Origin of the sequence: Chitinimonas sp., assembly GCF_036568685.1 — a bacterium.
GTDB lineage: Bacteria > Pseudomonadota > Gammaproteobacteria > Burkholderiales > Chitinimonadaceae > Chitinimonas.
This window is the reverse complement of sequence record NZ_DATCSC010000145.1, coordinates 69,955-91,560: the sequence shown is the minus strand read 5'-3', so window position 1 is coordinate 91,560 and position 21,606 is coordinate 69,955. Positions and strand designations below refer to the sequence as shown.

Sequence of the window (21,606 nt, the reverse complement as noted above, 5' to 3'; positions counted from 1 at the left end):
TAGGCAGGCTATGCTGCAAACCAGCCACCCCCTTGCAAGGAATCCCCTCATGGGCCGCTTTGTCATCGTCGCCTACCGCCCCAAGCCCGGCCAGGAGGCCGCCCTGCGCAGCGTGGTCGAACGGCATGCCGAAGTGCTGCGCCAGCAGGCGCTGATCACCGAGCGCCCGGCCCAGATCATGCAGGCCGGCGACGGCACCCTGGTGGAAGTGTTCGAGTGGCGCTCCGCCTCGGCCATCGATGCGGCCCACGCCAACCCCGCGGTACAAGCGCTATGGGCCGAGTTCGCTGCCGCCTGCGACTATGTACCGCTGGCCAGCCTCGCCGAGGCTGACCAGCTGTTTGCGGAGTTCGATCCACTCCCCCCGGCGAACTAAGCCACCAGCGGGCCGGAAGACGCTATCGCTTCCGAACCAGGGTCAGACCATCGGCCAGGGGCAGCATGGAAAGGTCCACGCGCTCGTCGCGGTGCAGCTTGGCGTTAAGCGCCTGCAAGGCTGCCGTATCCGCGTCCTGGGCCGGCCGCGCTACATCCCCGCCCCACAGCACATTGTCGATCAGGACCAGCCCACCCGGCCGCAACAGCGACAGGCAACGCTCGTAGTAACCGTCGTAGCTCACCTTGTCGGCATCGATAAAGGCAAAGTCATAGCTGCCCGCCTCGCCCTTGGCCAGGTGCTCGTCCAAGGTCTGCAGTGCAGGCGCGAGCTTGAGTTCGATCTTGTCGGCCACGCCGGCCTCGCGCCAGTAAGGCAGGCCCAGCGCGGTGAACTCCTCGCTGATATCGCAGGCCAGCAAACGACCATCGGCCGGCAGCGCCAGGGCAACCGAGAGCGCGCTGTAGCCGGTGAATACCCCCACCTCGATCGCCCGCTTGACCCCCAGCAGCTTCACCAGCAGGGCCATGAACTGGCCCTGCTCCGGTGCAATCTGCATGCGCGCCCGCGGATGCGAGGCGGTTGCCGCGCGCAGCGCCGTCTGGCACGGGTGCTCGCGCAGGCTGTGCCCCAGCAGGTAGTGGTAGAGCGTGTCATCCAGATTGAGACTGCGGTTGCTCATGCTGCTTCCTCCATTTGCTCGCGGGTCGCTGCCGGGCTTGGCAAGCCCCCGGATTCGGTCATAATCGAAACGCGATAGTATCAGCAATCAAAATCCATCGTGCTGCACCTATGACCAGCCCAGCCGCCACCCTCCGCTACCGTACGCTTGCCGACGATCTGGCCGGCCGCATCCATCGCGGCGTACTCAAGCCTGGCGACAAGCTGCCCTCGGTACGCGAGCTGTGCCGATTGCACGAGGCCAGCCCAGCCACGGTCAACCATGCCTTGCACCTGTTGGAAGACGCCGGCCTGCTGGAAGCGCGGCCACGCTCGGGCTTCTACGTCCGGCGTCAGATCCGCCAACTGGCGGCACCGCAACAACAGGCCCGCGAGCAGCCACCACAGGTGATCGCCTTGGCGGAGCATCGTCGGCTAGCCGTCGAATTCCACCGCCACGGCCACCAGGACTGTCTGGGCCGGGCGGTCATCGACCCGGACTTCTACCCCACTCAGGCGCTGCAAAGGCTGATGAATCAGGCCGCCCGGCGCGACCCCAGCCTCTTGGCCCGCATCTTGTTCGACGGTGGCGACACGGCACTGCGCCACCAGCTCGCCCGCCGCTCGGTACTGCTGGGCTGCGACTGGCAAGCCGACGAGATCCTGATCACCCATGGCGATACCGAAGCGACCGCGCTGTGCCTCCGGGTACTGACCCAGCCCGGCGACATCGTCGCCATCCAGTCCCCCAGCCATATCGCCCTGCTCAATCTGCTCGATACCCTGGGCCTGCAGGTGCTGGAGGTGCCGGCCCACCCGGTGGACGGCCTCCAACCCGAGACCCTGGCGGCCGCCCTCGCCAACAATCAGGTGGCCGCCTGTGTGCTGTCGAGCAACTTTCCCAACCCCACCGGTAGCCTGATGAGTGTCGAGGCCAAGCGGCAGATCGTCGCCTTCCTGGCCGAACGCGGTATTCCGCTGATCGAGGAAGACAACTTCGGCGAGCTCTATTTCGGCGAGCGCCGTCCACCTCCCTACAAGGCCTTCGACCAGGCCGGCGACGTGCTCTACTGCGTCGATCTCTCCACCCTGGTCGGCATGGGCATGGGTCTTGGTTGCGCCGTCACCGGCCGCTACCGGCTGGCCTTCGAATACGCCCAGTTCTCCGCCAGCGAGCCGCCCTCGCCGCTCTTGCAACGCACCCTCGCCAACTTCATGGAGAGCGGCCAGTTCGAGCCCCATCTGCGGCGCCTGCGCCAAGCCCTGGCCGACAATGTCGTCGCCCACCGCAACGCCGTGGCCGAGCACTTCCCCGCCGTCACCCGGGTGGCCGAGAGCCGTGGTGGCTACCTGCTCTGGCTGGAGCTGCCCCGCGGACTCGACACTGCCGAACTGCAACGGCGCGCCCTGCAGCACGATATCCGCTTCGCCCCCGGCCACTTCTTCAGCCATGACCAGAGCTTCCGCAACTGTCTTCGGCTCAACGCCGGCTACCGCCTCACCCCGGCCATCGAGGCCGATATCGCCACCCTGGGCAGGCTGACCGCCGAGCTGCTGGCCGAGAGCCAATGAAACGCCATTTCGAAGCTATTTTGATCGAATTTCGTGCACACACGGGCGCAGCGAGGTTCCCCGCCGGCGGGCGGCTGCCAGAGTTCTTGGCGCTTTAGCGCCTAGAACCTGCGCGTGCGAAGCTGTGGGAGGGGTAGGGACCAAATCAAGCGATCGGCGTGGTTTCAGTCCCAAAGAACGGTGAACGCCCGGGTGAGCGAAGTCGTTGCCACCTTTAGGTGGCTTACTACTTCGGCCTCCCCCTTGCGGGGATTCCCGGGACGCTCACGCTGTACTCAACGACCACGCTTGGCGCGTTTAAATCACAAGCCGATCACACCCCCGTCGTTCTTACGGATCACCACGGTCGCCGAGCGCGGCCGGCCACCCTTGTCGCCATCGGGCCAGCTGGAGATCGCCCTGGGCTTGGCCGGGTCGGTAATCTCGTTACCCGGCTCGCCCGGATGCTGGATATTGATGAACAGGGTGCGATGATCCGGGGTGAAGCTGATGCCGGTGATCTCGCAACCGGCCGGGCCGGTCAGAAAGCGCTTGATCTCGCCGGTGGCCGGGATGCTGGCCAGCATGGCGTTATTGCCCATGCCGGCGTATTCCTTCTGGTTCAGCGTGCTGGTACTGATATCGGTCTCGATCCAGAGAATGCCGTTATGGTCCAGGTAGAGGCCATCCGGGCTGCCAAAGGCATCGCCCATGGCGCGGGCGTTGCGGTGCTCTTCGGCAGCGGCGTCGGGGCGGCCGGCCATGGCGTAGATGTCCCACTTGAAGCCGCTGGCGGCAGCATCTTCGCCGTTTTCCACCCAGTGCATGATGTGGCCGAACAGATTGTTCTTGCGCGGGTTGGCGGCATCCACCCCCGGCTTGCCCTCGGCACCGCGCTGGCTGTTATTGGTCAGGGTGGCGTAGCACTCGCCCTGGCGCTGCGGGTTGACCGCAATCCACTCGCAGCGGTCCATCTTGGTCGCGCCCACCACGTCGGCCGCCAGACGGGTCTTGATCAGGACCTCGGCCTGGCTGGCAAAGCCGCGTTCGGCGGTCAGGCCGCGCTGGCCATGGATCAGCTCACGCCACTCGCCCGTGCCATCCTCGTTGAAGGTGGCCACATAGAGCGTGCCCTCGTCCAGGAGGTCGCGGTTGGCCTTGCGGTTCTTGGCGTTCCAGGCCTTGGCACTGACAAACTTGTAGATGTATTCGAAGCGCTGGTCATCGCCCATATAGATCACCAGCCGTCCGTCCTTGGCGATCGCCGGGGTGGCACCCTCATGCTTGAAGCGGCCCAGCGCGGTGCGCTTCTTGGGCTGCGCGTTCGGCTCGTAGGGGTCGATCTCCACCACCCAGCCGAAGCGGTTGATCTCGTTGCGGTTGAGTTGGCGATCCCAGCGGAAGTCGACCTCGTTCCACTTATAGGTCTTTTCTTCATCCGGCACGCCGTAGCGGGTCTTGTTGAAGTCGTGGTCGCTCTTTTGCGAGAAGTCGCAGAACACCGTGTCGAAGTTCTCCTCGCAGGTCAGATAGGTGCCCCAGGGCGTCCAGCCATTGGCACAGTTCTGCAGGGTACCCAGCACCAGCTTGCCGCTGGGGTCTGCCTCGGTCTGCAACAGGGCATGTCCGGCTGCCGGGCCGCTGAGGGCGATCGGCGTCTCGCCGTGCACGCGGCGGGCGTAGCGCGATGGCCGCACCACCTGCCAGCTGCCATCTTTCTGGCGCGCCACTTCGACCACCGATACCCCCACCGCAGCCAAGGCCTTCTTGTACTTTTCCTCGGTCATCTGCTTGTTGCCGTCACCGGTCAGCAGGCCCGGGTCCAGGTATTCATGGTTGATGGCCAATAGGCCATGCTTGCTGCCGCTCGAACCCATGGGCAGCGGGAAGAAATGCATGCCGTCGTGGTGCATGCCGGCCTGCAGGGCCTGCTCCTCGGCGGTATTGCTGCCGTCGGGCTTAAAGGCCGGCTGCCTGCCCTTCACCCCGATCGGGTCTCCCCAGGCATACAGCACCTCGGCGCTATAGCCCTCGGGCACCACCACCTTGTCCTCGGTCGAGAAGGGCACGGACTGGAAGCCCAGCCGCTTGGCCTGTGGCGCCACCACCTGGGCCGCCTCGGCCTCGGGCATGGCCAGGCCGGCAAAGAGGCCGCTGGCAGACAGCGCGGCGCCACCAGCCAGCAGCTTGCGGCGCGATACTTGCGCAGCGATCAATTGCGACATGGCGGTGTGCAGCGTGTCGTTGCTGACCAATTCGTCTTGTTTGCTGAAGTGCGACATGGAGTCTCCGGATCGGGAAGAGAAACCGCGCTACGCTAATCGCCGCAGATGACGGCACGATGAAGCAGCCGGCCCGCAAAGCCAGTAAACTCCGCAGCCCGCGCCGCTTTTGCCCTCTCCCGTCCATGCCCATCCCCTACGATCTGCTGGCCCTTGCGGCCGCCGCCTGCTGGGCCATCGCCAGCATCCTGTCGGTAGCGCCCGCCCGCCACTTGGGTGCCTTCGCCTTCAGCCGCTGGCGCATGCTGATCGTCGCGAGCGTGCTCTGGTGCATCAGCCTCGCCAGCGGCGGCTGGCAAAGCGTGCAGCCCAACTTGGTCTGGAGCATGGCGGCCAGCGGCCTGATCGGCATCTTTATCGGCGATACCGCCCTCTTCTCCGCGCTCAACCGGCTGGGGCCGCGCCGCGCCGGTGTATTGTTCGCCAGCCATTCGGCCTTCTCGGCCCTCCTGGCCTACGCCGTGTTCGATGAACGCATGAGCGGCCAGACCCTGGTCGGTGCCTTGCTGACGGTATCGGGCGTGATGTGCGCCATGCTGTTCGGCAAGCGCTCCGAGGAGCGGCACGATTGGGAGGCCGACCGTGGCGATGTCGGCGTCGGGGTGGCTTTGGGTCTGTTGGCCGCGCTCTGCCAGGCCGGCGGTACCTTGATCGCCAAGCCCGCCATGGGCGCCGGGGTGGACCCGGTCTCGGCCTCGGCCATTCGCATGAGCACCGCTTGCCTCGCCCACTGGGCCATCCTGGCACTGGGCGTAAGCGCGGCCCGCGCCCACCAGCCGCTCAATCTCAAGGTGCTGGGCCAGACCGCCCTCAACGGCCTCGTCGCCATGGGTCTCGGTATGACGCTGATCCTCCTGGCGCTCAAACATGGCAACGTCGGCATGGTCGCCATCCTGTCCTCGGTCTCACCGGTGCTGGTACTGCCGCTGCTGTGGTGGCGCCTGGGCCGCGCCCCCGCCTCCGGCGCCTGGCTGGGCGCTGGCCTCACCGTGCTTGGCACGGTACTGATCCTCTCGCGTTGATCTAACGGTCCGAATGGACAGAGGATAAAGAAAGCCAGATCTTTACTTGGGGCAACACAGACGTATTTCAGATCACTGACGAGCGTCAGCGAGGTTCCCCGCCGACGGAGCGGCTGCCAGAGTTCTTGGCGCTTTAGCGCCTAGAACCTGTGCGTGCAAAGCTGCGGAGGGGCGGGGCTCAATAAAGGGATTGCCGCAAATTCAGCCCGCACAAATGACAAGCGCCCGGGTGAGCGAAGTCGTTGCCACCTTTAGGTGGCTTACTACTTCGGCCTCCCCCTTGCGGGGATAGCCCGGGCGCCTGCGCTGCCTTCAACGGTCAAGTGACGGTTCCAAACCCAAACAGGCAATTACCTTTCCGTCATTTCATAGCTCATCTTCAGCACCCCGGCGATAAAGGTCAGCAGCACGCTGACCAAGGTGCCGCCCGCCAGGTACTGCCAAGCCGGCAGTACCTGCAGCAACAGGGTGTCCGGTACCACGTCGACAGTGGCAAGCAGAAAGAGGATGAACAGCGCGATATCGGCGAAGACGAACAGCAGCGTGAGCTTGAGCAAGCGACCACCCCAGCGGTCGGCACGTTGCGAGTCGCTCAACTCATGCTCTATCAAGCCGGCCAGCGGGTCGTTACGGGATGCACGTTTCATAGTCGGATGACGATGCGATAGATGCCCATGGTAACAGGCCGCTGGTTCAAACGGCGCAGACCCGGTTGCGGCCGGCCCGCTTGGCGACATAGAGCGCCTTGTCAGCGGCCTCGAGCAAGGTGGTCAGCGTATTGCCGTGCGCCGGCCAGACCGCCATACCTGCCGACAAGGTCACCTGCAGCGGGCCTTGCCCGGTGTGGAATACGGTATCGGCAACCTGCTGCCGCAAACCCTCGGTACGCTGCCAGGCATCAGTCTGGTCAGCTGCAGGCATGAGCAACAGCAGTTCCTCCCCACCAAAACGGAACACCAGATCACTCTCCCGCACCGCTGCCTTGAGCAGGCCTGCCACGCCACGCAACACCTCATCGCCGGCCAAGTGGCCGTATTGGTCGTTAAGGTGCTTGAAATGGTCCAGATCGATCAGCACCAGCGCCAGTGGGCGGCCATCGCGGTCAGAGCGGGCCAGTTCGTGACCGAACACCTCGTCCAGGTAGCGGCGGTTATAGAGCCCGGTCAGCGGGTCGCGGGTCGCCTGCTCACGCATCAGCCCCTGCAGCCGGTTGGTGGTCTCCAACTGATCCTCCAGCGCCAACAGCGCGCTGGAGAGCTTGAGCTGATCAAGGTGCCGCTCGCTGACGTCCCGCAGCAGCAGCAAGGTACCCACGGTTACATCGCCTTGCTGCAGCGGCGCAGCCTGTACCTCGAAATAACGGCTGGGGGCGCTCAACTCCAGCAGGCAGCTCGTCCCCGGCCTCATGCAGTGCGCCTGCAGCTCGGCGCCGATCAGCGGCCAGCAGGCGACGGGTTGTCCCAGCGGCACGGTCTCGCCCCCCGCCAGCAGCCGGGCCGCGGGGTTGGCCTCGACTACCTGCCCGGTGAGGTCCAGCACCAGCACCGGGTCGGGCAGCGCAGAGAGAAGCGCCTCTCGCGCCACCGGCGCCAGATCACGGCGACGGCGCCGGTCCAGGCCCCAGCCAAGTGCCAACACCAAGAACAGGCACAGACAGGCCGCAGCCAGCAGCAGCAAGGCCGGGGAAAAGGGGCATTGGGTCGCAGTGCAGGTGAACACGGCAGCGTCGTCGATCGGAAAGCGGATCAGATCGGGCCGGTCGCCACCGGGCGCGCGGTATCACTGCACCACTCACTCCAGGATCCAGGGTATAGCCTCGCCCCGGGTAGGCCCGCCAACTCCAGCGCCAGCAGGTTATGGCAGGCAGTCACGCCCGAACCGCACTGCTGCACCGTGTCGTGGGCATCGAGACCATTGAGCACCGCCAGCCATTCGGCCCGCAGCTGCCCGGCCGGCTTGAAGCGGCCATCCGCTTGCAGGTTCTGTTGGAAGAAGCGGTTGCGGGCCATGGGTATATGGCCGGCAACCGGGTCCAGGGTCTCGCCCTCGCCGGCAAAGCGGCCTGGCGCACGGGCATCGACCACCACGAAATCCTGCCGGTCCAGATTGTCCTGCACCATGTCCACATCCACGGCCAATGCAGGTCGTAGCTTGGCTTCAAAGTCACCGGCCACCGGCTGGGGTACGGTCTGGCTCAAGATACCGCCAGCCGCCTGCCAGGCCGCCAGGCCACCATCGAGCACCTGTACCGCATCCCAACCGAGCCAGCGCAACAGCCACCAGGCCCGGGCGGCATACATACCACCCTGTGCGTCGTAGGCCACCACGCGCTTGCCGGCCCCCAGCCCCAGCGACCGCAGCCGCGCGGCCAGCACGACCGGATCCGGCAAAGGGTGGCGCCCATTACGCCCGTTCTTGGGGCCGGAGAGGTCTTCATCCAGATGCAGGAATACCGCACCGGGCAGATGGCCTTCCGCATAGGCAACCCTGCCAGCGGCCGGTTGAGCGAGGTCATGGCGGCAATCAAGGATCAGCCAGTCGGCCTGGTCCAGTTCTGCAAGCAAGGTAGCGGCGGAGATCAGTGGCGACATGGCGGTGCGGCGGTTTGTCCACAATGGCAGGGACCTCAGCATACCCTTTGCCGACCGCCGTATAAATCCCGCAAACCGCGTCAGTGCTGGCGCAACGCCGGGTGACCTCCCTCACCATCCAGCAGCCACGGCGCGAAAACGTTTGCAAGCCGGGTTTGAATAATAAATTGCTTATGAAATACTGGCCCGGTGCACCCAAAGGGTGCCGCCCGTGTCCCCGGCATCTGCCGGTTGGCGGGCCAAGCAGGCAAGCTCTCGCAACCGGCTCCCCGCCGGTTTTTTACGACCCCGTGCAGCACACTGCCCTAGACGAGATGACGGTGGATTTCGCCATCCCCTTCCCAGCCAACTATCAGGCCCTGTTGTTCGCCGCATTTGCCATGGCCATGGTGCATATCACCCAGAAGCTGGTGGAGCAGGCTTCGGCCATGGTCGGCAAGACCCGCCGTCGGGCCGCCTTTGGGCGTACCGCCATGTGCGTGGGCTCCTTGGTCTGGGCACTCGATGGTTCCGGCCTCTTCATGTACGCCGAGATCAATACCGACGTCGCCCGCCTGGCGCCGGCCATCGCCTCCCTGCTGGTCATGATCGTCGGCGCCCGCCTCACCGTGCCGGCCTTGACGCTCACGCGCAGCCGCAGCCGGGTCGTACTCGCCGCCCTGGGCCTGGGGCTGAGCATGGTGCTCGGCCACCTGATCCTGGTCAGCGGCTTTGGCATGCAACCGCAACAGCTGAACGGCCTTGCACTGCTCTGCTCGCTGCTCTTGACCGTGCTCATAGGCAGTGGCCTGGCACTACAGCACCGCGCGGCCAAATTGCAGTCTCTGCATGCCGGCTTCCAGCCACTGCCCTGGTGGTCCAAGCTCTTGGCGGCTGCCTGCATCGTCCTGCTGCACTGGCAACTGGTGAACATCCTGCCCAACTACCAACCCTACATCGGCACTAGCGGCGACGGCGTCATGCTGCTCCTCACGCTGGCGGCCTTCGGCCTCCTGGTCGGCTTCGATCATTTGCAGCACATGCGGTTGGAGCAAAGCCTGCAGCAAGCCCATGCCCAGGCCTTGTCACTGCTACGCTCGCACAGCCTGCCGGACGACGCCGACCCCGCCATGCAGCTTTCACTCCTGGCCGAGCGTCTACCCCAGTTGCTGCAGCCCCAGCACCTCATTCTGCACTACCAGCCCATCGTGCATACCGATGGTCGACCGGCCTATTTCGAAGCCTTGCTGCGGCTACGCGACGATACGCTGGGCGCCATCAACCCCGAGCTTTTCTTCCTTGCTTGCGAGCTGAACCAGCGCAGCGCGGAAGCCGACCGGCTGGTCATCGCCCGTGGTCTGGCACAACAAGGCCATTGGCGTGAGACGCATGGACTGCGCATCACCATTACCATCAATGTCTCGCCCTCCACACTGCTCGAGCCCGGCTTCGAAGCATGGCTGGCCAGCACGCTGCGCGAGGCGGGGGGGCAACCGGCCGAGATCAAGCTCGAACTGACCGAGCATGCGCTGATCGCCAACCCAGAACGTCTGCGCGCAGTCATCGGTAGTCTCAGAGCGCATGGCATAGGCGTGCTGATGGATGACTTCGGTGCCGGCTACTCCTCGCTGGGCCTGCTGGCCGACATCCCTATCGAGGGCATCAAGTGCGACCGCTCGCTAAGCCAGCAACTGGCCAGCGATCGCCGTCGCCAGGCCTTGCTGCGGCACATCTGCAAGCTGGCGGAGGAATTGGGCCTGAAGGTCACGGTAGAGGGTATCGAGACCCATGCAGACTGGCAGTGGATCCAGCACTGCAGCCTGAGCCAGGCGCAGGGCTATTTCTTCGCCCGCCCCATGCCGGCCGATGCCATCCCGGCTTGGCTGGCCAGCCTGCCTAGCCATCGCCAGCCAGTGATCGAAGATGGCCATGTCGCTATTTGATCTATAAGCGTCGAAGGGTAATTGCAGTCTACGCAGGCGCCCGAGGCACAGCCAACATCTCAGACCTGGATGCTACCCCGCCAAGCAGGCCACACTGACACTAGGCGCGTACCGCTCTCAGTGCCAATCGGCTTGGCACGGTCGCCAGCAGCACACCCACAATGGCGAGGCCGAAGGCCAGCAGTTGTAGACCGCCCAGCGGCTCGCCGAGCCAGACCACCCCAACCAGGGCGGCAGAGACCGGCAACATGACGGTGAACACCCCGCCCTGGCTGGCCGGCACGCCCTTGAGGCCGGTCATCCATAGCCATACCGTCCAGACGCTGGCGGCCAGCGCATAGAACAACAGCAAAAGCCAAGTACCGGCGCGCACCGCCTGAAAATCGAAGGACCAGGCGAGGTAGGCACCCATGGGTGTCATCAGGGCCAAGCCCCAAAGGTTGATCAAGGCGGTAATGCGCCGTGGGCTCAACGCCCCGGTCAACTTCTTGCCGATCACCGCATAGGCGGCCTCACAGAGCACGGCGCCGAAGACCAGCAGATTACCCAACCAGGCGCGGGCCGCCCCACCCGCCCCTGGCGCATCGCGGTGCGCAAGGGCCAGGAGGGCGATGCCGCCCATGGCGCAAACCACCGCCAGCCAGACCCGCGGCGCAACCCGCTCGCCCAGCAAGAACCAGCTCATGATGGCCACCACCGCCGGTATGGTCGCCATGATCACACCGGCCGAGACGGCACTGGTCATGCTCACCCCATAGAGCATGCAGATCGAGAACAGGAAGTTGCCGAGAAAGGACTCCAAAAACAGCAAGCGCCGCGTCTGCCGGCTCATGGGCGGCTCATCCGCCGGCCGCTTGAGCCAATGCAGCATGGCGAGCGCCCCGATGCCAAAGCGCAGCCAGGCCAGCAGAAACACCGGCAGCGCCGCCGCCAAGGGCTTGGAGAGGGCGACATAGCTGCCGACCAGGGACATGCTCAGGGCCAGGCAACCATAGGCCAACGCGCGGTTCATATCATCCTCACCCGGGGGGCGCTCCCCGTACTGTACCGCTCCGCCCGGGAACCCTCGCAAGGAGGGGGCCGAAGTAGTAAGCCACCTGAAGGTGGCAACGACTTCGCTCACCCGGGGTGCTTAAAGGCATCTGGAAATCGACCATTCCTCGCTGATTTATCCCTCCCCCCGCCCTCGCTGCCGCGACTGCGTGGTTGTAGCCCCTTCAGGGGCTGACAACCACGGCATCCTCTTTACAAAGGCGGCGCCTCGCTGACGCGAGTTGGTGACTCTCTCAAAGATCTTAGAGGGCACGCCGCCCAGCAAGGGACATCTCAAGCAGCAAGCACAGTAGCAGCCGCAGGCTGGCGCCGGCCTGCCAGCCGGTCTCGCCAACGCAGGAAAGGGCGCTCGACCAGCCAGTACAACAGGCTGCCAACCGCCAGGGCGGCACCGGCATAGCCCAGCAGGACCAGCAACGGGTATTCGTCGCGTAGCGGTCCCAGGTAGGGCTTGCTCAGGTGGAAGATGATCTTGTGCGAGAGGTAGGTACTGTACGCGATCGCCGCCAGTGCAGCAGCCCCCGGCACACGCCAGCGGCCCAGCAGGCTGTATGGGCTGGCGGCAGCTGCCACGATCAGCGCCAGGCTAAATGAGAGCAGCGGGTAACCCACGACCGCTGGCAGCAAGGTAAAGCGCGGCATGAAGACCCAGATGCTCAGCGCCATAGCGGCCACGCCCAGCACCAGGAGCTGGTTGCCGCGCCGCATCAGCGCGTCCCAGTGCTGCGGCCGGAAGACCTTGACCAGGGCCAGCATCACCCCTGCCAGGAGGCCATCGAGGCGGGTATAGCTCGGATAGTAGATCTGCTCGTGGTAGCGGGTAATGAAGTCGTCGCCATCCGCCAGAAAGAGCGCTTGCAAGTCATGCAGCCAGACGTAGCCGCGCCAGGCCATGCCGGCCGCAACCATGCCAAGGCAGAAGGTCAGCGTCTTGCGCAGCGATGGCCGCCAGGCCAGCCAGGCTGCCAGCAAGGGGAAGAGCAGGTAGAAGTGTTCCTCTACGCACAGCGACCAGACATGCGAGAAAGCCTTGGGCCGGGTGAAATCGATCAGCAGGTTTTCAGTAAAGGTGAAGAACTGCCACAGTGGCTGGATATCCGGCTGCTCGCGCCAGTCGGGCAGGCAGAAATAGACGGCGACCACCAAAAGATAGACCGGCAAAATACGCAGCGCCCGGCGCAGGTAGAAATCGCCCAACGCCGGCCGCTCGCCGCGACCATAGACTGCCAGCAGCTGGCCACCGATCAGATAGCCGCTGAGCACAAAGAACAGGTCCACCCCCATCCAGCCGCGCTGGCTGACCGCCAGCGCCGGTGTACCCAGGCCCATGATCAGGGCGTGGAACAAGAGTACCCAGCTGATCGCGACTGCCCGCATCAGATCGAGCCCCGGTAAGCGTTGCATGCCATCCTCCTCATTGTGTTTTGAACGAGGCGGACTGTGCCGGATTACCAGACCAGGGGCAGCCGGCACCGACGTAACCGCTGTAACACTCAGCCAGCCTTGGCCAGCAGCAGGCACACCGCCTGCGCCTCGATGCTGTTGCCCTCGCCCACCGGGCCCAGCTTCTCGTAGGTCTTGGCCTTCACATTGACCTGCGCAGGCGCCACCCCCAGGTCGGCGGCGATATTGGCCACCATGCCGGGAATATGCGGCGCCATCTTGGGTGCCTGCACCAGGATGGAAGCATCCACATTGCCAAGCTGCCAGCCGGCAGCCTGCACACGTCGATAGGCCTCACGCAGCAGCACGCGGCTGTCAGCCCCCTTGAATTCGGCGGCGGTGTCGGGAAAGTGGCGGCCAATATCGCCCAGACCGGCGGCACCGAGCAGCGCATCGGTGATCGCGTGCAGCAAGGCGTCGGCATCGGAATGCCCAAGCAGGCCCTTCTCATGGGGGATCAGCACGCCACCGAGGATCAGCGGCCGCCCCTCCACCAGCCTGTGCACATCCCATCCCTGGCCGATACGGAAACTCATGCTCGCTCCCCTGCTTGCAGAAACAAGGCAGCCAGGGCGAGATCGTCCGGATAGGTCACCTTGAGGTTGTGTTCGCTCCCGGCCAAGAGGCGCGGAGCATGACCCAGTGCCTCGATGGCGCTGGCTTCGTCGGTAATACTGTCGTCCGCCATGCGTGACAGCGCATTGAGCAGCATGCCATGGCGGAACATCTGCGGCGTCTGGGCACGCCAGAGGCCTTGCCGCGGCACGGTCGCCGCCACGCGGCCATCGGGCCCGGCCCGCTTGATGGTGTCGGCCACCGGCAGAGCCAATAGGCCGCCGACCGGGTCGTCACGCAGCAGGTCCACCATCTCATCCACCGCCGCCGGCGTAATGCATGGCCGGGCGGCGTCATGCACCAGTACCCAGTCATCCATGGCCAGCTCGGGTTGGATGGCCAACAGACCATTACGCACCGTCTCGGCCCGGCTGGCGCCACCGCAGCGCAGCACCGTCAGCTTGTCGCTCTCGTCCTGCCAGGCCGGCTCGAACCATTCGTCCTGCGGTGAGAGCACCAGCACCACCCGGTCCAGCCGCAAGCTGGCCGACAGTGCCCGAAGGGTGTGACGCAGCAAGGGCTCACCCAGGAGCGGCAGATACTGCTTGGGCGTGCTGGAGGCCATGCGGCTGCCCGAGCCCGCCGCCGGCACCAGGGCGATAAAGCGGCTCACGCCGCGGGCTCCGCCACGGGCGGGGCTTCCAGTGTGCGCCACACACAGCTGCCCTTGACTGTCTTGTCCAGGGTGTCGAGGTAGGCAGCGTGGGCGGCCATTTCAGCTTCATTGGGCACCAGCACCTTGAGCGGGCCGCGCGCCTTGCGGGCCGCACCGGCGGCGGTCCCCGCACCCGCGTCGGTAGGAACAAAGTCGATCAGCAGGCTGTCCTGGCCCCGCGTCATGGACAAATAGACTTCCGACAGCAGCTCGCAGTCGATCAGCGCGCCGTGCAGGGTCCGGCCGCTGCGGTCGATCTCGAAGCGGTCGCACAGCGCATCCAGGCTGTTGCGCTTGCCGGGGAACAGCTCCTTGGCCTCGCGCAGGGTGTCGATGATGCCGGTCACATAGTCGGTGATCTTGCCGCGCCCCAGCCGTTCCAGCTCCATATTGAGGAAGCCCACGTCAAAGGGGGCGTTATGGATGATCAGCTCGGAACCACGGACGAATTCCAGGAACTCGTCGACGATATCGGCGAACTTGGGCTTGTCCGCCAGGAACTCGGTACTCAGGCCGTGCACATTGAGCGCGCCCTCTTCGCTGTCGCGCTCGGGGTTGATATAGCGGTGCAGGTGGCGATCCGGCGGAGAAAGCTTGCGGCCCACCATTTCCACGGCAGCAATTTCGAGGATGCGATTGCCGTCTTCGACCCTGAGGCCGGTGGTTTCGGTATCGAGAATGATCTGACGCATGAGGGAACTCGGTATTTCGGTAAAACCGGGCCGCCATGGGCGACCCGCAAGGGTTACAGGCTGTCCAGCGGCAATTGCGGGTCGTAGTGGTAGAGCAGCAGGTAGTCTTCCCAACCCTCCTCGCCGGCACACATGGCCATGGAGGTTGCACGCAGGGCATCGCCCAAGGCGCCGGCACCATAGAAGGTGGTCTGCAGCAAGGGCCAGACCTGGGCCGGCTGCAGAGTCTCGAACAGAAGGTTGATATAAGGACCGTCGTCGTCACCCTCTTCCATCTGGAAGCCTTCGATCAAGGGCTTGTGCACGCGTAGCGATTCGCAGGCGGCGAGCATGGCCTCGCGGTCAAAGTCGGTAACGCGATCCGGTTGGATCTGGATGCAGAGCGTGGTCATACGGACTCCTGGTATTCGGGGGCATTGGCTGCCTCGGGGCCTGCCGGCTCGGCGTGGCGGCGGAAGTGCAGCCAGGCCAGCAATAGCGCGCCTCCTTGCAGCAGCGCGCAAACATAGAAGGTGGCGCCCATGCGCCAATCCTGCGCTGGCAGGTGGCTCACACGCGCCAGCAAGGTAGTGCCAAACAGCGGTGCAAAAATGATGGCCAGGCTGTTGATGGCGTTCAGCGTACCTTGCGTCAGCCCCTGCTCGCTCGGCCCCACCGCCTTGGAGACGATGGCCTGCATGGCTGGCGCAGTGGCATAGGCCAGGAAGTTGCCGAACATCACCACGTACATCACCCAGCCGGCGGTGGCCAAACCATAGCAGGCAAAGGCAATGGCGGCCGAAGCCAAGCCCAGCAAGGCCAGCTTGCGTTCACCAAAATGGTTCAGCAGCCGGCCCTGAAAGCCGCCCTGCACCACCGCACCGATCAAACCCACGCAGAACAGCGCCAGGCCATTCTGCGCCGGCCCCCAGCCAAAACGGAACTGGGTATACAGCACCCAGGTGGTCTGCAGGATGAACTGCGCGAACATGGTCAGCGCAAACACCCCCAAGAGCCCACCAACCCCATGCAGGCGCGATAGATTGAGCAGTGCCGAGAACGGGTTGGCACGCTTGAACGAAAACGCCGTACGCCGCTCGGGCGGTAGCGATTCGGGCAGCACGAAGTAGCCGTACAGCCAGTTGAGCAGCGCCATGCCGGCCGCCACAAAGAAGGGCAGCCGCACATCATGACCACCGAGCAGGCCGCCCAACATGGGACCGAAGATAAAGCCCATGCCGAAGGCCGCGCCCAGCATGCCAAAGCCCTTGCCACGCTGCTCTGGCGGGGTCACGTCGGCCATATAGGCATTGGCGACCGAGAAGCTCGAGGCCGTACCACCGCTGACAATACGGATCAGCAGCATGGTGGTCAGCGTGGTGGCCATGGCCTGCACCAAGAGGCTGATGCCCAGACCCAGGATGGACAAGAGCAACACCGGACGGCGGCCGAAGCGATCGCTCAAGGCACCCAGCATAGGCGTACAGAAGAACTGCATGACCCCATAGGTGGCCGCCAGGATGCCGTACCAATGCGCCTGCTCGTCCGGCCCACTGGTGAACTGGCCGACCAGGGTGGGCAGCACCGGAATGATCAGGCCTATGCCCAGCACATCCAGAAAGACGGTGATCAGGATAAAGGCCTGACTGGCCTGCCGTTCACGGCCCAGTAGCTTGCTCGACAATCTCATCCCCCACTATTTTTTTCGGGCGGGTCAGCTCCGCCGGCTATCGAAGCGCTGTACCACCTGGTCGCCATCCGGGTGGGATATACGGGCTTCGCTGAAACGTCCGGCAGTATAGGCGCCGATCACCCGTCGCCAGAAATGTTGTGCCGGATGGTTCTCCACCATCTGTCGAACTTCCCACTGCCCGGGGTAGCGCTCGAACAGCGCCACCGCCGCCCGTGTACCCACATTGCAGCGTCGGTAGGCGCGCAGCACCATGAACTGCTGCATGTCGTACCCGCCGGCTTCACCGCTCAGCATGCCGGTCTTGGCCACCATGGCAAAACCGGCCAGGGCACCGTCGGCCTCGATCAGATAGGTATCGCAATCATCCAGCGGAAAGAGGCTGGCGAACTGGGTCTCGTCCAGAAACAGACCATCGGCATGCACGGCCCGACCGGTCAGCTCACTGAAGTCGTAGGCATAGAGCTCCGCCAGGCGGCGGAAGACGGCCAGGTCTTCCGACCGGTAAGACCGGAGGGCGACCTCGCCGACCTCAAACATCAGCGGATTGCCGCCACGCCACGGTTGGCCAGGCCGTCGGCCCGCTCGTTGCCGGCATGGCCGGCATGACCCTTGACCCAGGCCCACTCGACCTGGTGCTTGCCGCGGGCGGCATCCAACCTTTGCCACAGCTCGGCATTCTTGACCGGCTTCTTGTCAGCGGTCTTCCAGCCATTGCGCTTCCAGCCGTGGATCCAGCTCTCGATGCCATTCTTGACGTACTGCGAATCGAGCCAGACCTTGACCTTGCAGGGCCGGGTCAGCGCTTCCAGCGCCATGATCACCGCCATCAGTTCCATACGGTTATTGGTGGTGTCGTGCTCGCCGCCAAACAGCTCCTTTTCCTGGCCCTTGTAGACCAGCAAGGCCCCCCAGCCCCCCGGGCCGGGATTACCCTTGCAGGCGCCGTCGGTATAGGCAACGACGACGTCCTCGCTCATCGCTTGCCGCCCTTGCCCGCGCTCTTGGCGGCCTTGGCCACGCTGGCCGGCACATAGGTGTAGCGGTATTCGTCGCTCTTGCTGCCCTTGAAGTTGTCGGCATTGGGCACCAGCGCCTCACGCTTGAAGCCCAGCGATTCAACCAGTGCCACCGAAGCCACATTGCGGGTATCGATGAAGATCTTGAAGGACTCCGCCATAAAGGGACCTTCCAGATGCTCGCGCAGCTTGGCCACGGCTTCCTTGGCGTAACCCTTGCGCTGGTGGGCACTGAAGATGAACCAGGCCATGGTGGCGGCGTTGTCTTCGTCGACGGTAGCCTCAACCACGCCGACATATTCGCCGTCGGTGCCCAGGCGGACCGCCCAGTTCAGCCACCACTCGTCACCATCGGGCGAGCTGCGGCTCTCCAGCCGCTTGTAGCGGGTCTGCAGCGCATCCAGCGAAGCCGGCGGGTTTTGCGGAATGAACTGGTACAGGGCCTCATCGCTCAGGCCAGTCAGCAAGGCAGCCGCATGGGACTGCTTCAGGGGTTCCAGCGTCAGGCGCTCGGTAGTGAGTACGGCATTCGCGGCGCTCATGGGTGTTCCTCGTCAATCAAAGTCTTGTACAGCGTCATCAGCATCCCTGCTGTGGCACCCCAGATAATTTTCCCCTGCCAATCCAGAGCATAGGTCACCGCCGGGCGCCCCGGCAGGTTGACCGTCTTCTCCAAGAAGTTGCCTCGCTGCAGCAGAAAGGACAGCGGCACCTCAAAGGCCTCGGCTACCTCATCGGCCTGCAGGCGCAGCGTAAAGCCGGGCTCGAGCAGGCCGACCACCGGCGTCACCCGGTAACGGGTGATGGTGGTGTACTGCACCAGCCGGCCAACCGGCGTCACCAACTGGGTGGCGATGCCAACTTCTTCCTCGGTCTCGCGTAGCGCGGCCGCCTCGGCCGTCTCGCCTATCTCCATGCGCCCGCCGGGAAAGCTGATCTGGCCGGCATGCTTGGCCAGCTTCTCGGTACGCTTGGTGAAGAGGACGGTGGGACCTTCCCGGTGCAGGATGATGGGCACCAGCACCGCTGCGGGCGTGGTGTCCTCCTCGGTATGCACATCGCCGCCGGGTGGCAGCCTGACGGTATCGAGCCTATGCGCAAGCCAGTCACGCGCGGCCTCGAACTCATTTGGCAGGATCAACATCGACGTATTTTACCAGTCTGGGCGCAACTCGCCTTCCCCCGTATGGCGGAAGCCTAATAGATCAGGCGCGGAAGCCTAGTGGATCAGGCGCGGATGCCTAGTGGATCAGGCGCGGATGCCTAGGGGTACGCCCCATACTCGCCGCTCTGAGCTGAGCAGAGTCTGAACGGCGTCAGACCCGTGGCAGGCGGAAGTCCCGACCATGCGCCACCAGGCGGATGACGAGGCCCAGGAGGAACAGCAGCCAGGTCACCCCCGTCCCCGACCAACCCCAGGCCTGGGCCAGGTAGAGCAGGCCGGCCATCAATATGGCCACCGTGCCGTAGAAGTCACGGTCCAGGATAAAGGGCACGTCATTGACCATCATGTCGCGTATCACCCCGCCACCCACGGCGGTGATAAAGCCCACGCACAGCACGCCAAAGAGGTTGAGGCTATGGTCCAGCCCCACCTGCGCACCGGCCAGACTGAAGGCGATCAGGCCGATCGAATCGGCCACCACGAACACCCTATGCATGGCCGCGCTCCAGCTCTTGTGCAAGCTGAAGAGCCAGGCCAGCCCAAGGGTGGCGACTATCACCGACACCGGCGAGGCATCACGAAATACCACCGGTACCCGGTTGAGCAGCACATCGCGGACGATACCGCCGCCAATGGCAGTCAGGATGGCAACGATCAAGACGCCCAAAAGATCGAAGCGCTTTTTGACCCCGACCAGATAGCCCGAGACGCTGAAGGCGGCCGTCCCGACCAGGAACAACCAATCCATGTCGAGCAGGATGGCAAGCGCAGGTTCATTCATACAACGGGCTTTCTCTCATGTTGCCAGCACACATCCGCCACGCCGGCCGCACGGTTGGCCTGGCGAGCCAGCACGAACAAGAGGTCGGAGAGCCGGTTCAGATAGCGGGGCGCCACCTCGGACACAGCCTCGTTACCGGCCAGTGCCACCAAGGACCGCTCGGCACGGCGGCAGACAGCGCGCGCCACGTGCAGCTGGGCAGCAGCGCGGCAACCACCGGGCAGGACAAATTCACGCAAGGGCGGCAGCTCGGCGTTGAAGCGCGTCACCGCCGCCTCCAAGCCCAACAGATGGCCTTCGTTCAAGGCGATCCGGCCCGGGATGCAAACCTCGCCGCCCAGGTCGAACAACTCGTGCTGTACCTGGGTCAGCACTTCAGCCAACACCGCCGGCATGGTTTCGGCCAAGGCCAGACCAAGCTGGGAATTGAGCTCGTCGATATCCCCCAGCACTGCGATGCGATGGCTGGCCTTGGAGACCCGCTGCCCGTCACCCAGCCCGGTGCTACCGTCGTCGCCGGTGCGGGTAACGATCTTGCTCAATCGATTGGCCATCTTGCCCCCGGTAGCGTGGGTAGATAAAAGGGGAAGGATTCTAGCCTTGCCGTCCCAAGGGGTCGATCTGGGCTTCCGGCAATACCGGCTCGGCCGGCCTGCGCCGCCACTGCGCCAGAAAATAACGCCGCGCCTGCGAGTTGAAGACCAGCATGGTCAGGAGTGCAACCACCGCCCCCAGCACCGTGTCCTGTAAACGGGCACGCAACAATTCCACCCCCACGTCCTGGCCTACCGCACTCAAGGTCAGGTCGAACAGCACCAGGATCAACGTGGTCAGGGTGGCCGACTGCAGCCAGAGATTCTTGGCCAGGGCGATAGGCCGCAGAAAAGCGAGGCCGATCACGCAGCTCAGCAGGATGCGCGGGTCGTCGGCATAGCGGCCTATCAGCCAGGCCAAGCCCACCCCGGCCAGGGTGCCAAACACCGTCAGGAACAAGCGCCGCAGGCTATCCGGGCCGTCCGGCCGGATCACAAACAGGATCACCACCGCCACCCAGGCCGGCCGCTCATAACCCAGCAACAGCGCCATATAGAGCCCGCCGCACACCCCCACGCAAAAGCCGGTGGCATGCAACCAGCCGGCATTGTGACCACCGGCAATCAAACGGGTGGCGTTGCGCAGCCCTTGGTGCCGGCGCGGCAAGGCGCGGGGCCAGACCAGGCTGTCCAGCCATACCGCCAGGAGGCCGACCGCCATGCCCAGGCCAAAGAAGGGCAAGCCATCCGGCGGCAACGCCGGGGTAAAGGCATAGACCAGCAGCATCAGCGCGGCAAAGCGCAAGATGGTCTCCACCGCCACGCCGCTGCCATCCACCCAGCCTATGCCGAAGGAGAGCACGCCCAGGGTCACGAATAGCGCGGTGTGGTGCGGGCCCAGCACCCCGCCGACCGCCGCGCTGGCGGCAATCAACATCAAGCCGGCGAACTGGGTGAACAGCCGGTGCCGCAAGGTACCGCCAAAGTCCAGCAGGCTGGCGTAGAGCCCGCCTATGGTGCCGAACAGCAGCCCGGCCGGGTGCTTGAGCCATAGCGCTACTGCACAAGGCACCGCCACCCCCACCGCTGCGCAGAGCGCCTGCCGCCAAGGTACGGCGGCACCGCTGTTCCACTGCAGCAGATGGAGGGGAATGCGCATGACAGCGCCTTACTCCAGCGTGCGTACGCGGGTGATGTAGTACATGGTCTCGCCAAAGCAGGTACCGGGCACCGCCACGTGCTGCTCGTAATAGAGCGTGACCTTCTTGCCCAGGCTGGCATTGATGGCCTCGACGATCTTGTCGTCATGGACAGTGAAGTTGAACTTCTCGGTCAAAGTGCCGGGGATGTTGATGATGGCCAGCTCCCCTTCCCAGGTCTTGCAGACCCAGCCCTTGCGGGAAAGCTTCTGCACATAGCCGGCACGCTCGCCCTCGGCATAGCTCCAGCTCAGCACCAGCCAGAGGTAGGCCACGATCAAGAGCACGATGAACAAAAGCGAGCCGAACAACCAGCGGCCCCAGCGGATATTGGCGAGTGGATTTTGCATGCAGCAACCTAAGAGGAATGGGTTGCCT

General features: G+C 64.6%; 24 protein-coding genes. 4 read left to right on the top strand and 20 right to left on the bottom strand.

Annotated features, from left to right (window positions below):
* Positions 1-49: 49 nt before the first annotated feature.
* Positions 50-376: an antibiotic biosynthesis monooxygenase gene (locus VIM95_RS21490; RefSeq protein WP_331989837.1), complete on the top strand. Its 327-nt coding sequence runs from the start codon at positions 50-52 to the stop codon at positions 374-376.
* A 22-nt stretch (positions 377-398) separates the two neighbouring features.
* On the opposite strand, the gene VIM95_RS21485 is transcribed toward VIM95_RS21490, so the two are convergent.
* The gene (locus VIM95_RS21485) at positions 399-1,058 is read right to left on the bottom strand and encodes a class I SAM-dependent methyltransferase (RefSeq protein WP_331989835.1); all 660 of its coding nucleotides are present in this window, start codon (positions 1,056-1,058) and stop codon (positions 399-401) included.
* Between the two features lie 110 nt (positions 1,059-1,168).
* Between VIM95_RS21485 and VIM95_RS21480 the strand changes: the two genes are divergently transcribed.
* Positions 1,169-2,608, top strand: a complete 1,440-nt coding sequence (locus VIM95_RS21480) for a PLP-dependent aminotransferase family protein (protein WP_331989833.1) — start codon at positions 1,169-1,171, stop codon at positions 2,606-2,608.
* 302 nt (positions 2,609-2,910) lie between these two features.
* Here the strand turns inward: VIM95_RS21480 and VIM95_RS21475 are convergent, their stop codons facing one another.
* Positions 2,911-4,869, bottom strand: coding sequence for a PhoX family phosphatase (locus VIM95_RS21475; protein WP_331989831.1), 1,959 nt, complete (start codon positions 4,867-4,869; stop codon positions 2,911-2,913).
* A gap of 125 nt (positions 4,870-4,994) precedes the next feature.
* Between VIM95_RS21475 and VIM95_RS21470 the strand changes: the two genes are divergently transcribed.
* Positions 4,995-5,891, top strand: coding sequence for a DMT family transporter (locus VIM95_RS21470; protein WP_331989829.1), 897 nt, complete (start codon positions 4,995-4,997; stop codon positions 5,889-5,891).
* 350 nt (positions 5,892-6,241) lie between these two features.
* Here the strand turns inward: VIM95_RS21470 and VIM95_RS21465 are convergent, their stop codons facing one another.
* Genes VIM95_RS21465 through VIM95_RS21455 form a run of 3 tightly spaced genes read right to left on the bottom strand, consistent with a single transcriptional unit; the run spans position 6,242 to position 8,482 of the window.
* Positions 6,242-6,538 carry a hypothetical protein gene (locus VIM95_RS21465; protein WP_331989827.1) on the bottom strand — a complete coding sequence of 99 codons (297 nt, stop codon included), beginning with the start codon at positions 6,536-6,538 and terminating at the stop codon, positions 6,242-6,244.
* A 46-nt stretch (positions 6,539-6,584) separates the two neighbouring features.
* Positions 6,585-7,610, bottom strand: a complete 1,026-nt coding sequence (locus VIM95_RS21460; RefSeq protein ID WP_331989825.1) for a diguanylate cyclase — start codon at positions 7,608-7,610, stop codon at positions 6,585-6,587.
* Positions 7,611-7,636: 26 nt separating this feature from the next.
* Complete coding sequence (locus VIM95_RS21455) at positions 7,637-8,482, bottom strand: sulfurtransferase (protein ID WP_331989823.1); 846 nt, start codon at positions 8,480-8,482, stop codon at positions 7,637-7,639.
* Positions 8,483-8,802: 320 nt separating this feature from the next.
* On the opposite strand from VIM95_RS21455, the gene VIM95_RS21450 reads away from it, so the two are divergent.
* The gene (locus VIM95_RS21450; protein WP_331989821.1) at positions 8,803-10,404 is read left to right on the top strand and encodes an EAL domain-containing protein; all 1,602 of its coding nucleotides are present in this window, start codon (positions 8,803-8,805) and stop codon (positions 10,402-10,404) included.
* A 100-nt stretch (positions 10,405-10,504) separates the two neighbouring features.
* Here VIM95_RS21450 and VIM95_RS21445 read toward each other — a convergent pair whose 3' ends face one another.
* The 15 genes from VIM95_RS21445 to VIM95_RS21375 all read right to left on the bottom strand — a co-directional run bounded on the left by VIM95_RS21445 (position 10,505) and on the right by VIM95_RS21375 (position 21,578).
* Positions 10,505-11,416 (bottom strand): DMT family transporter, encoded by a 912-nt coding sequence (locus VIM95_RS21445; RefSeq protein ID WP_331989819.1) that lies wholly within the window; start codon positions 11,414-11,416, stop codon positions 10,505-10,507.
* A 314-nt stretch (positions 11,417-11,730) separates the two neighbouring features.
* Positions 11,731-12,861, bottom strand: coding sequence for an acyltransferase (locus VIM95_RS21440; protein WP_331989817.1), 1,131 nt, complete (start codon positions 12,859-12,861; stop codon positions 11,731-11,733).
* Positions 12,862-12,950: 89 nt separating this feature from the next.
* On the bottom strand, positions 12,951-13,436 hold the full coding sequence (gene ispF, locus VIM95_RS21435) for a 2-C-methyl-D-erythritol 2,4-cyclodiphosphate synthase (RefSeq protein WP_331989815.1): 486 nt from the start codon (positions 13,434-13,436) through the stop codon (positions 12,951-12,953).
* On the bottom strand, positions 13,433-14,128 hold the full coding sequence (gene ispD / locus VIM95_RS21430) for a 2-C-methyl-D-erythritol 4-phosphate cytidylyltransferase (RefSeq protein ID WP_331989813.1): 696 nt from the start codon (positions 14,126-14,128) through the stop codon (positions 13,433-13,435). Before ispD ends, ispF begins: the two co-directional genes overlap by 4 nt.
* Positions 14,125-14,862, bottom strand: coding sequence for a DNA polymerase III subunit epsilon (dnaQ, locus tag VIM95_RS21425; RefSeq protein WP_331989811.1), 738 nt, complete (start codon positions 14,860-14,862; stop codon positions 14,125-14,127). Before dnaQ ends, ispD begins: the two co-directional genes overlap by 4 nt.
* Positions 14,863-14,915: 53 nt before the next feature.
* Entirely contained in the window at positions 14,916-15,254 is a 339-nt protein-coding gene (locus VIM95_RS21420; RefSeq protein ID WP_331989809.1) for a hypothetical protein, read from the bottom strand.
* Positions 15,251-16,531 (bottom strand): TCR/Tet family MFS transporter, encoded by a 1,281-nt coding sequence (locus tag VIM95_RS21415; RefSeq protein WP_331989807.1) that lies wholly within the window; start codon positions 16,529-16,531, stop codon positions 15,251-15,253. The genes VIM95_RS21420 and VIM95_RS21415 overlap by 4 nt, the downstream gene beginning before the upstream one ends.
* A gap of 24 nt (positions 16,532-16,555) precedes the next feature.
* Positions 16,556-17,071 carry a GNAT family N-acetyltransferase gene (locus VIM95_RS21410; RefSeq protein WP_331989805.1) on the bottom strand — a complete coding sequence of 172 codons (516 nt, stop codon included), beginning with the start codon at positions 17,069-17,071 and terminating at the stop codon, positions 16,556-16,558.
* Positions 17,071-17,511 carry a ribonuclease HI gene (gene rnhA, locus VIM95_RS21405; RefSeq protein WP_331989803.1) on the bottom strand — a complete coding sequence of 147 codons (441 nt, stop codon included), beginning with the start codon at positions 17,509-17,511 and terminating at the stop codon, positions 17,071-17,073. The genes VIM95_RS21410 and rnhA overlap by 1 nt, the downstream gene beginning before the upstream one ends.
* Entirely contained in the window at positions 17,508-18,092 is a 585-nt protein-coding gene (locus VIM95_RS21400; RefSeq protein WP_331989801.1) for a GNAT family N-acetyltransferase, read from the bottom strand. The genes rnhA and VIM95_RS21400 overlap by 4 nt, the downstream gene beginning before the upstream one ends.
* Positions 18,089-18,694: a CoA pyrophosphatase gene (locus VIM95_RS21395; RefSeq protein WP_331989799.1), complete on the bottom strand. Its 606-nt coding sequence runs from the start codon at positions 18,692-18,694 to the stop codon at positions 18,089-18,091. The genes VIM95_RS21400 and VIM95_RS21395 overlap by 4 nt, the downstream gene beginning before the upstream one ends.
* A 172-nt stretch (positions 18,695-18,866) precedes the next feature.
* Positions 18,867-19,496, bottom strand: coding sequence for a trimeric intracellular cation channel family protein (locus VIM95_RS21390; RefSeq protein WP_331989797.1), 630 nt, complete (start codon positions 19,494-19,496; stop codon positions 18,867-18,869).
* Positions 19,493-20,050, bottom strand: coding sequence for a cob(I)yrinic acid a,c-diamide adenosyltransferase (locus VIM95_RS21385; RefSeq protein WP_331989795.1), 558 nt, complete (start codon positions 20,048-20,050; stop codon positions 19,493-19,495). The genes VIM95_RS21390 and VIM95_RS21385 overlap by 4 nt, the downstream gene beginning before the upstream one ends.
* Positions 20,051-20,090: 40 nt before the next feature.
* Positions 20,091-21,188 carry an FUSC family protein gene (locus tag VIM95_RS21380; protein WP_331989793.1) on the bottom strand — a complete coding sequence of 366 codons (1,098 nt, stop codon included), beginning with the start codon at positions 21,186-21,188 and terminating at the stop codon, positions 20,091-20,093.
* A gap of 9 nt (positions 21,189-21,197) precedes the next feature.
* Positions 21,198-21,578, bottom strand: coding sequence for a hypothetical protein (locus VIM95_RS21375; protein WP_331989791.1), 381 nt, complete (start codon positions 21,576-21,578; stop codon positions 21,198-21,200).
* Between the last annotated feature and the right edge of the window lie 28 nt (positions 21,579-21,606).

Excerpts from the sequence above, each read along its gene's own strand:
- VIM95_RS21490 (WP_331989837.1), top strand. The coding sequence starts at position 50 with ATGGGCCGCTTTGTCATCGTCGCCTACCGCCCCAAGCCCGGCCAGGAG.
- VIM95_RS21485 (WP_331989835.1), bottom strand. The coding sequence starts at position 1,058 with ATGAGCAACCGCAGTCTCAATCTGGATGACACGCTCTACCACTACCTG.
- VIM95_RS21480 (WP_331989833.1), top strand. The coding sequence starts at position 1,169 with ATGACCAGCCCAGCCGCCACCCTCCGCTACCGTACGCTTGCCGACGAT.
- VIM95_RS21475 (WP_331989831.1), bottom strand. The coding sequence starts at position 4,869 with ATGTCGCACTTCAGCAAACAAGACGAATTGGTCAGCAACGACACGCTG.
- VIM95_RS21470 (WP_331989829.1), top strand. The coding sequence starts at position 4,995 with ATGCCCATCCCCTACGATCTGCTGGCCCTTGCGGCCGCCGCCTGCTGG.
- VIM95_RS21465 (WP_331989827.1), bottom strand. The coding sequence starts at position 6,538 with ATGAAACGTGCATCCCGTAACGACCCGCTGGCCGGCTTGATAGAGCAT.
- VIM95_RS21455 (WP_331989823.1), bottom strand. The coding sequence starts at position 8,482 with ATGTCGCCACTGATCTCCGCCGCTACCTTGCTTGCAGAACTGGACCAG.
- VIM95_RS21445 (WP_331989819.1), bottom strand. The coding sequence starts at position 11,416 with ATGAACCGCGCGTTGGCCTATGGTTGCCTGGCCCTGAGCATGTCCCTG.
- VIM95_RS21440 (WP_331989817.1), bottom strand. The coding sequence starts at position 12,861 with ATGCAACGCTTACCGGGGCTCGATCTGATGCGGGCAGTCGCGATCAGC.
- ispF (WP_331989815.1), bottom strand. The coding sequence starts at position 13,436 with ATGAGTTTCCGTATCGGCCAGGGATGGGATGTGCACAGGCTGGTGGAG.
- dnaQ (WP_331989811.1), bottom strand. The coding sequence starts at position 14,862 with ATGCGTCAGATCATTCTCGATACCGAAACCACCGGCCTCAGGGTCGAA.
- VIM95_RS21420 (WP_331989809.1), bottom strand. The coding sequence starts at position 15,254 with ATGACCACGCTCTGCATCCAGATCCAACCGGATCGCGTTACCGACTTT.
- VIM95_RS21415 (WP_331989807.1), bottom strand. The coding sequence starts at position 16,531 with ATGAGATTGTCGAGCAAGCTACTGGGCCGTGAACGGCAGGCCAGTCAG.
- VIM95_RS21410 (WP_331989805.1), bottom strand. The coding sequence starts at position 17,071 with ATGTTTGAGGTCGGCGAGGTCGCCCTCCGGTCTTACCGGTCGGAAGAC.
- rnhA (WP_331989803.1), bottom strand. The coding sequence starts at position 17,511 with ATGAGCGAGGACGTCGTCGTTGCCTATACCGACGGCGCCTGCAAGGGT.
- VIM95_RS21400 (WP_331989801.1), bottom strand. The coding sequence starts at position 18,092 with ATGAGCGCCGCGAATGCCGTACTCACTACCGAGCGCCTGACGCTGGAA.
- VIM95_RS21395 (WP_331989799.1), bottom strand. The coding sequence starts at position 18,694 with ATGTTGATCCTGCCAAATGAGTTCGAGGCCGCGCGTGACTGGCTTGCG.
- VIM95_RS21390 (WP_331989797.1), bottom strand. The coding sequence starts at position 19,496 with ATGAATGAACCTGCGCTTGCCATCCTGCTCGACATGGATTGGTTGTTC.
- VIM95_RS21385 (WP_331989795.1), bottom strand. The coding sequence starts at position 20,050 with ATGGCCAATCGATTGAGCAAGATCGTTACCCGCACCGGCGACGACGGT.
- VIM95_RS21380 (WP_331989793.1), bottom strand. The coding sequence starts at position 21,188 with ATGCGCATTCCCCTCCATCTGCTGCAGTGGAACAGCGGTGCCGCCGTA.
- VIM95_RS21375 (WP_331989791.1), bottom strand. The coding sequence starts at position 21,578 with ATGCAAAATCCACTCGCCAATATCCGCTGGGGCCGCTGGTTGTTCGGC.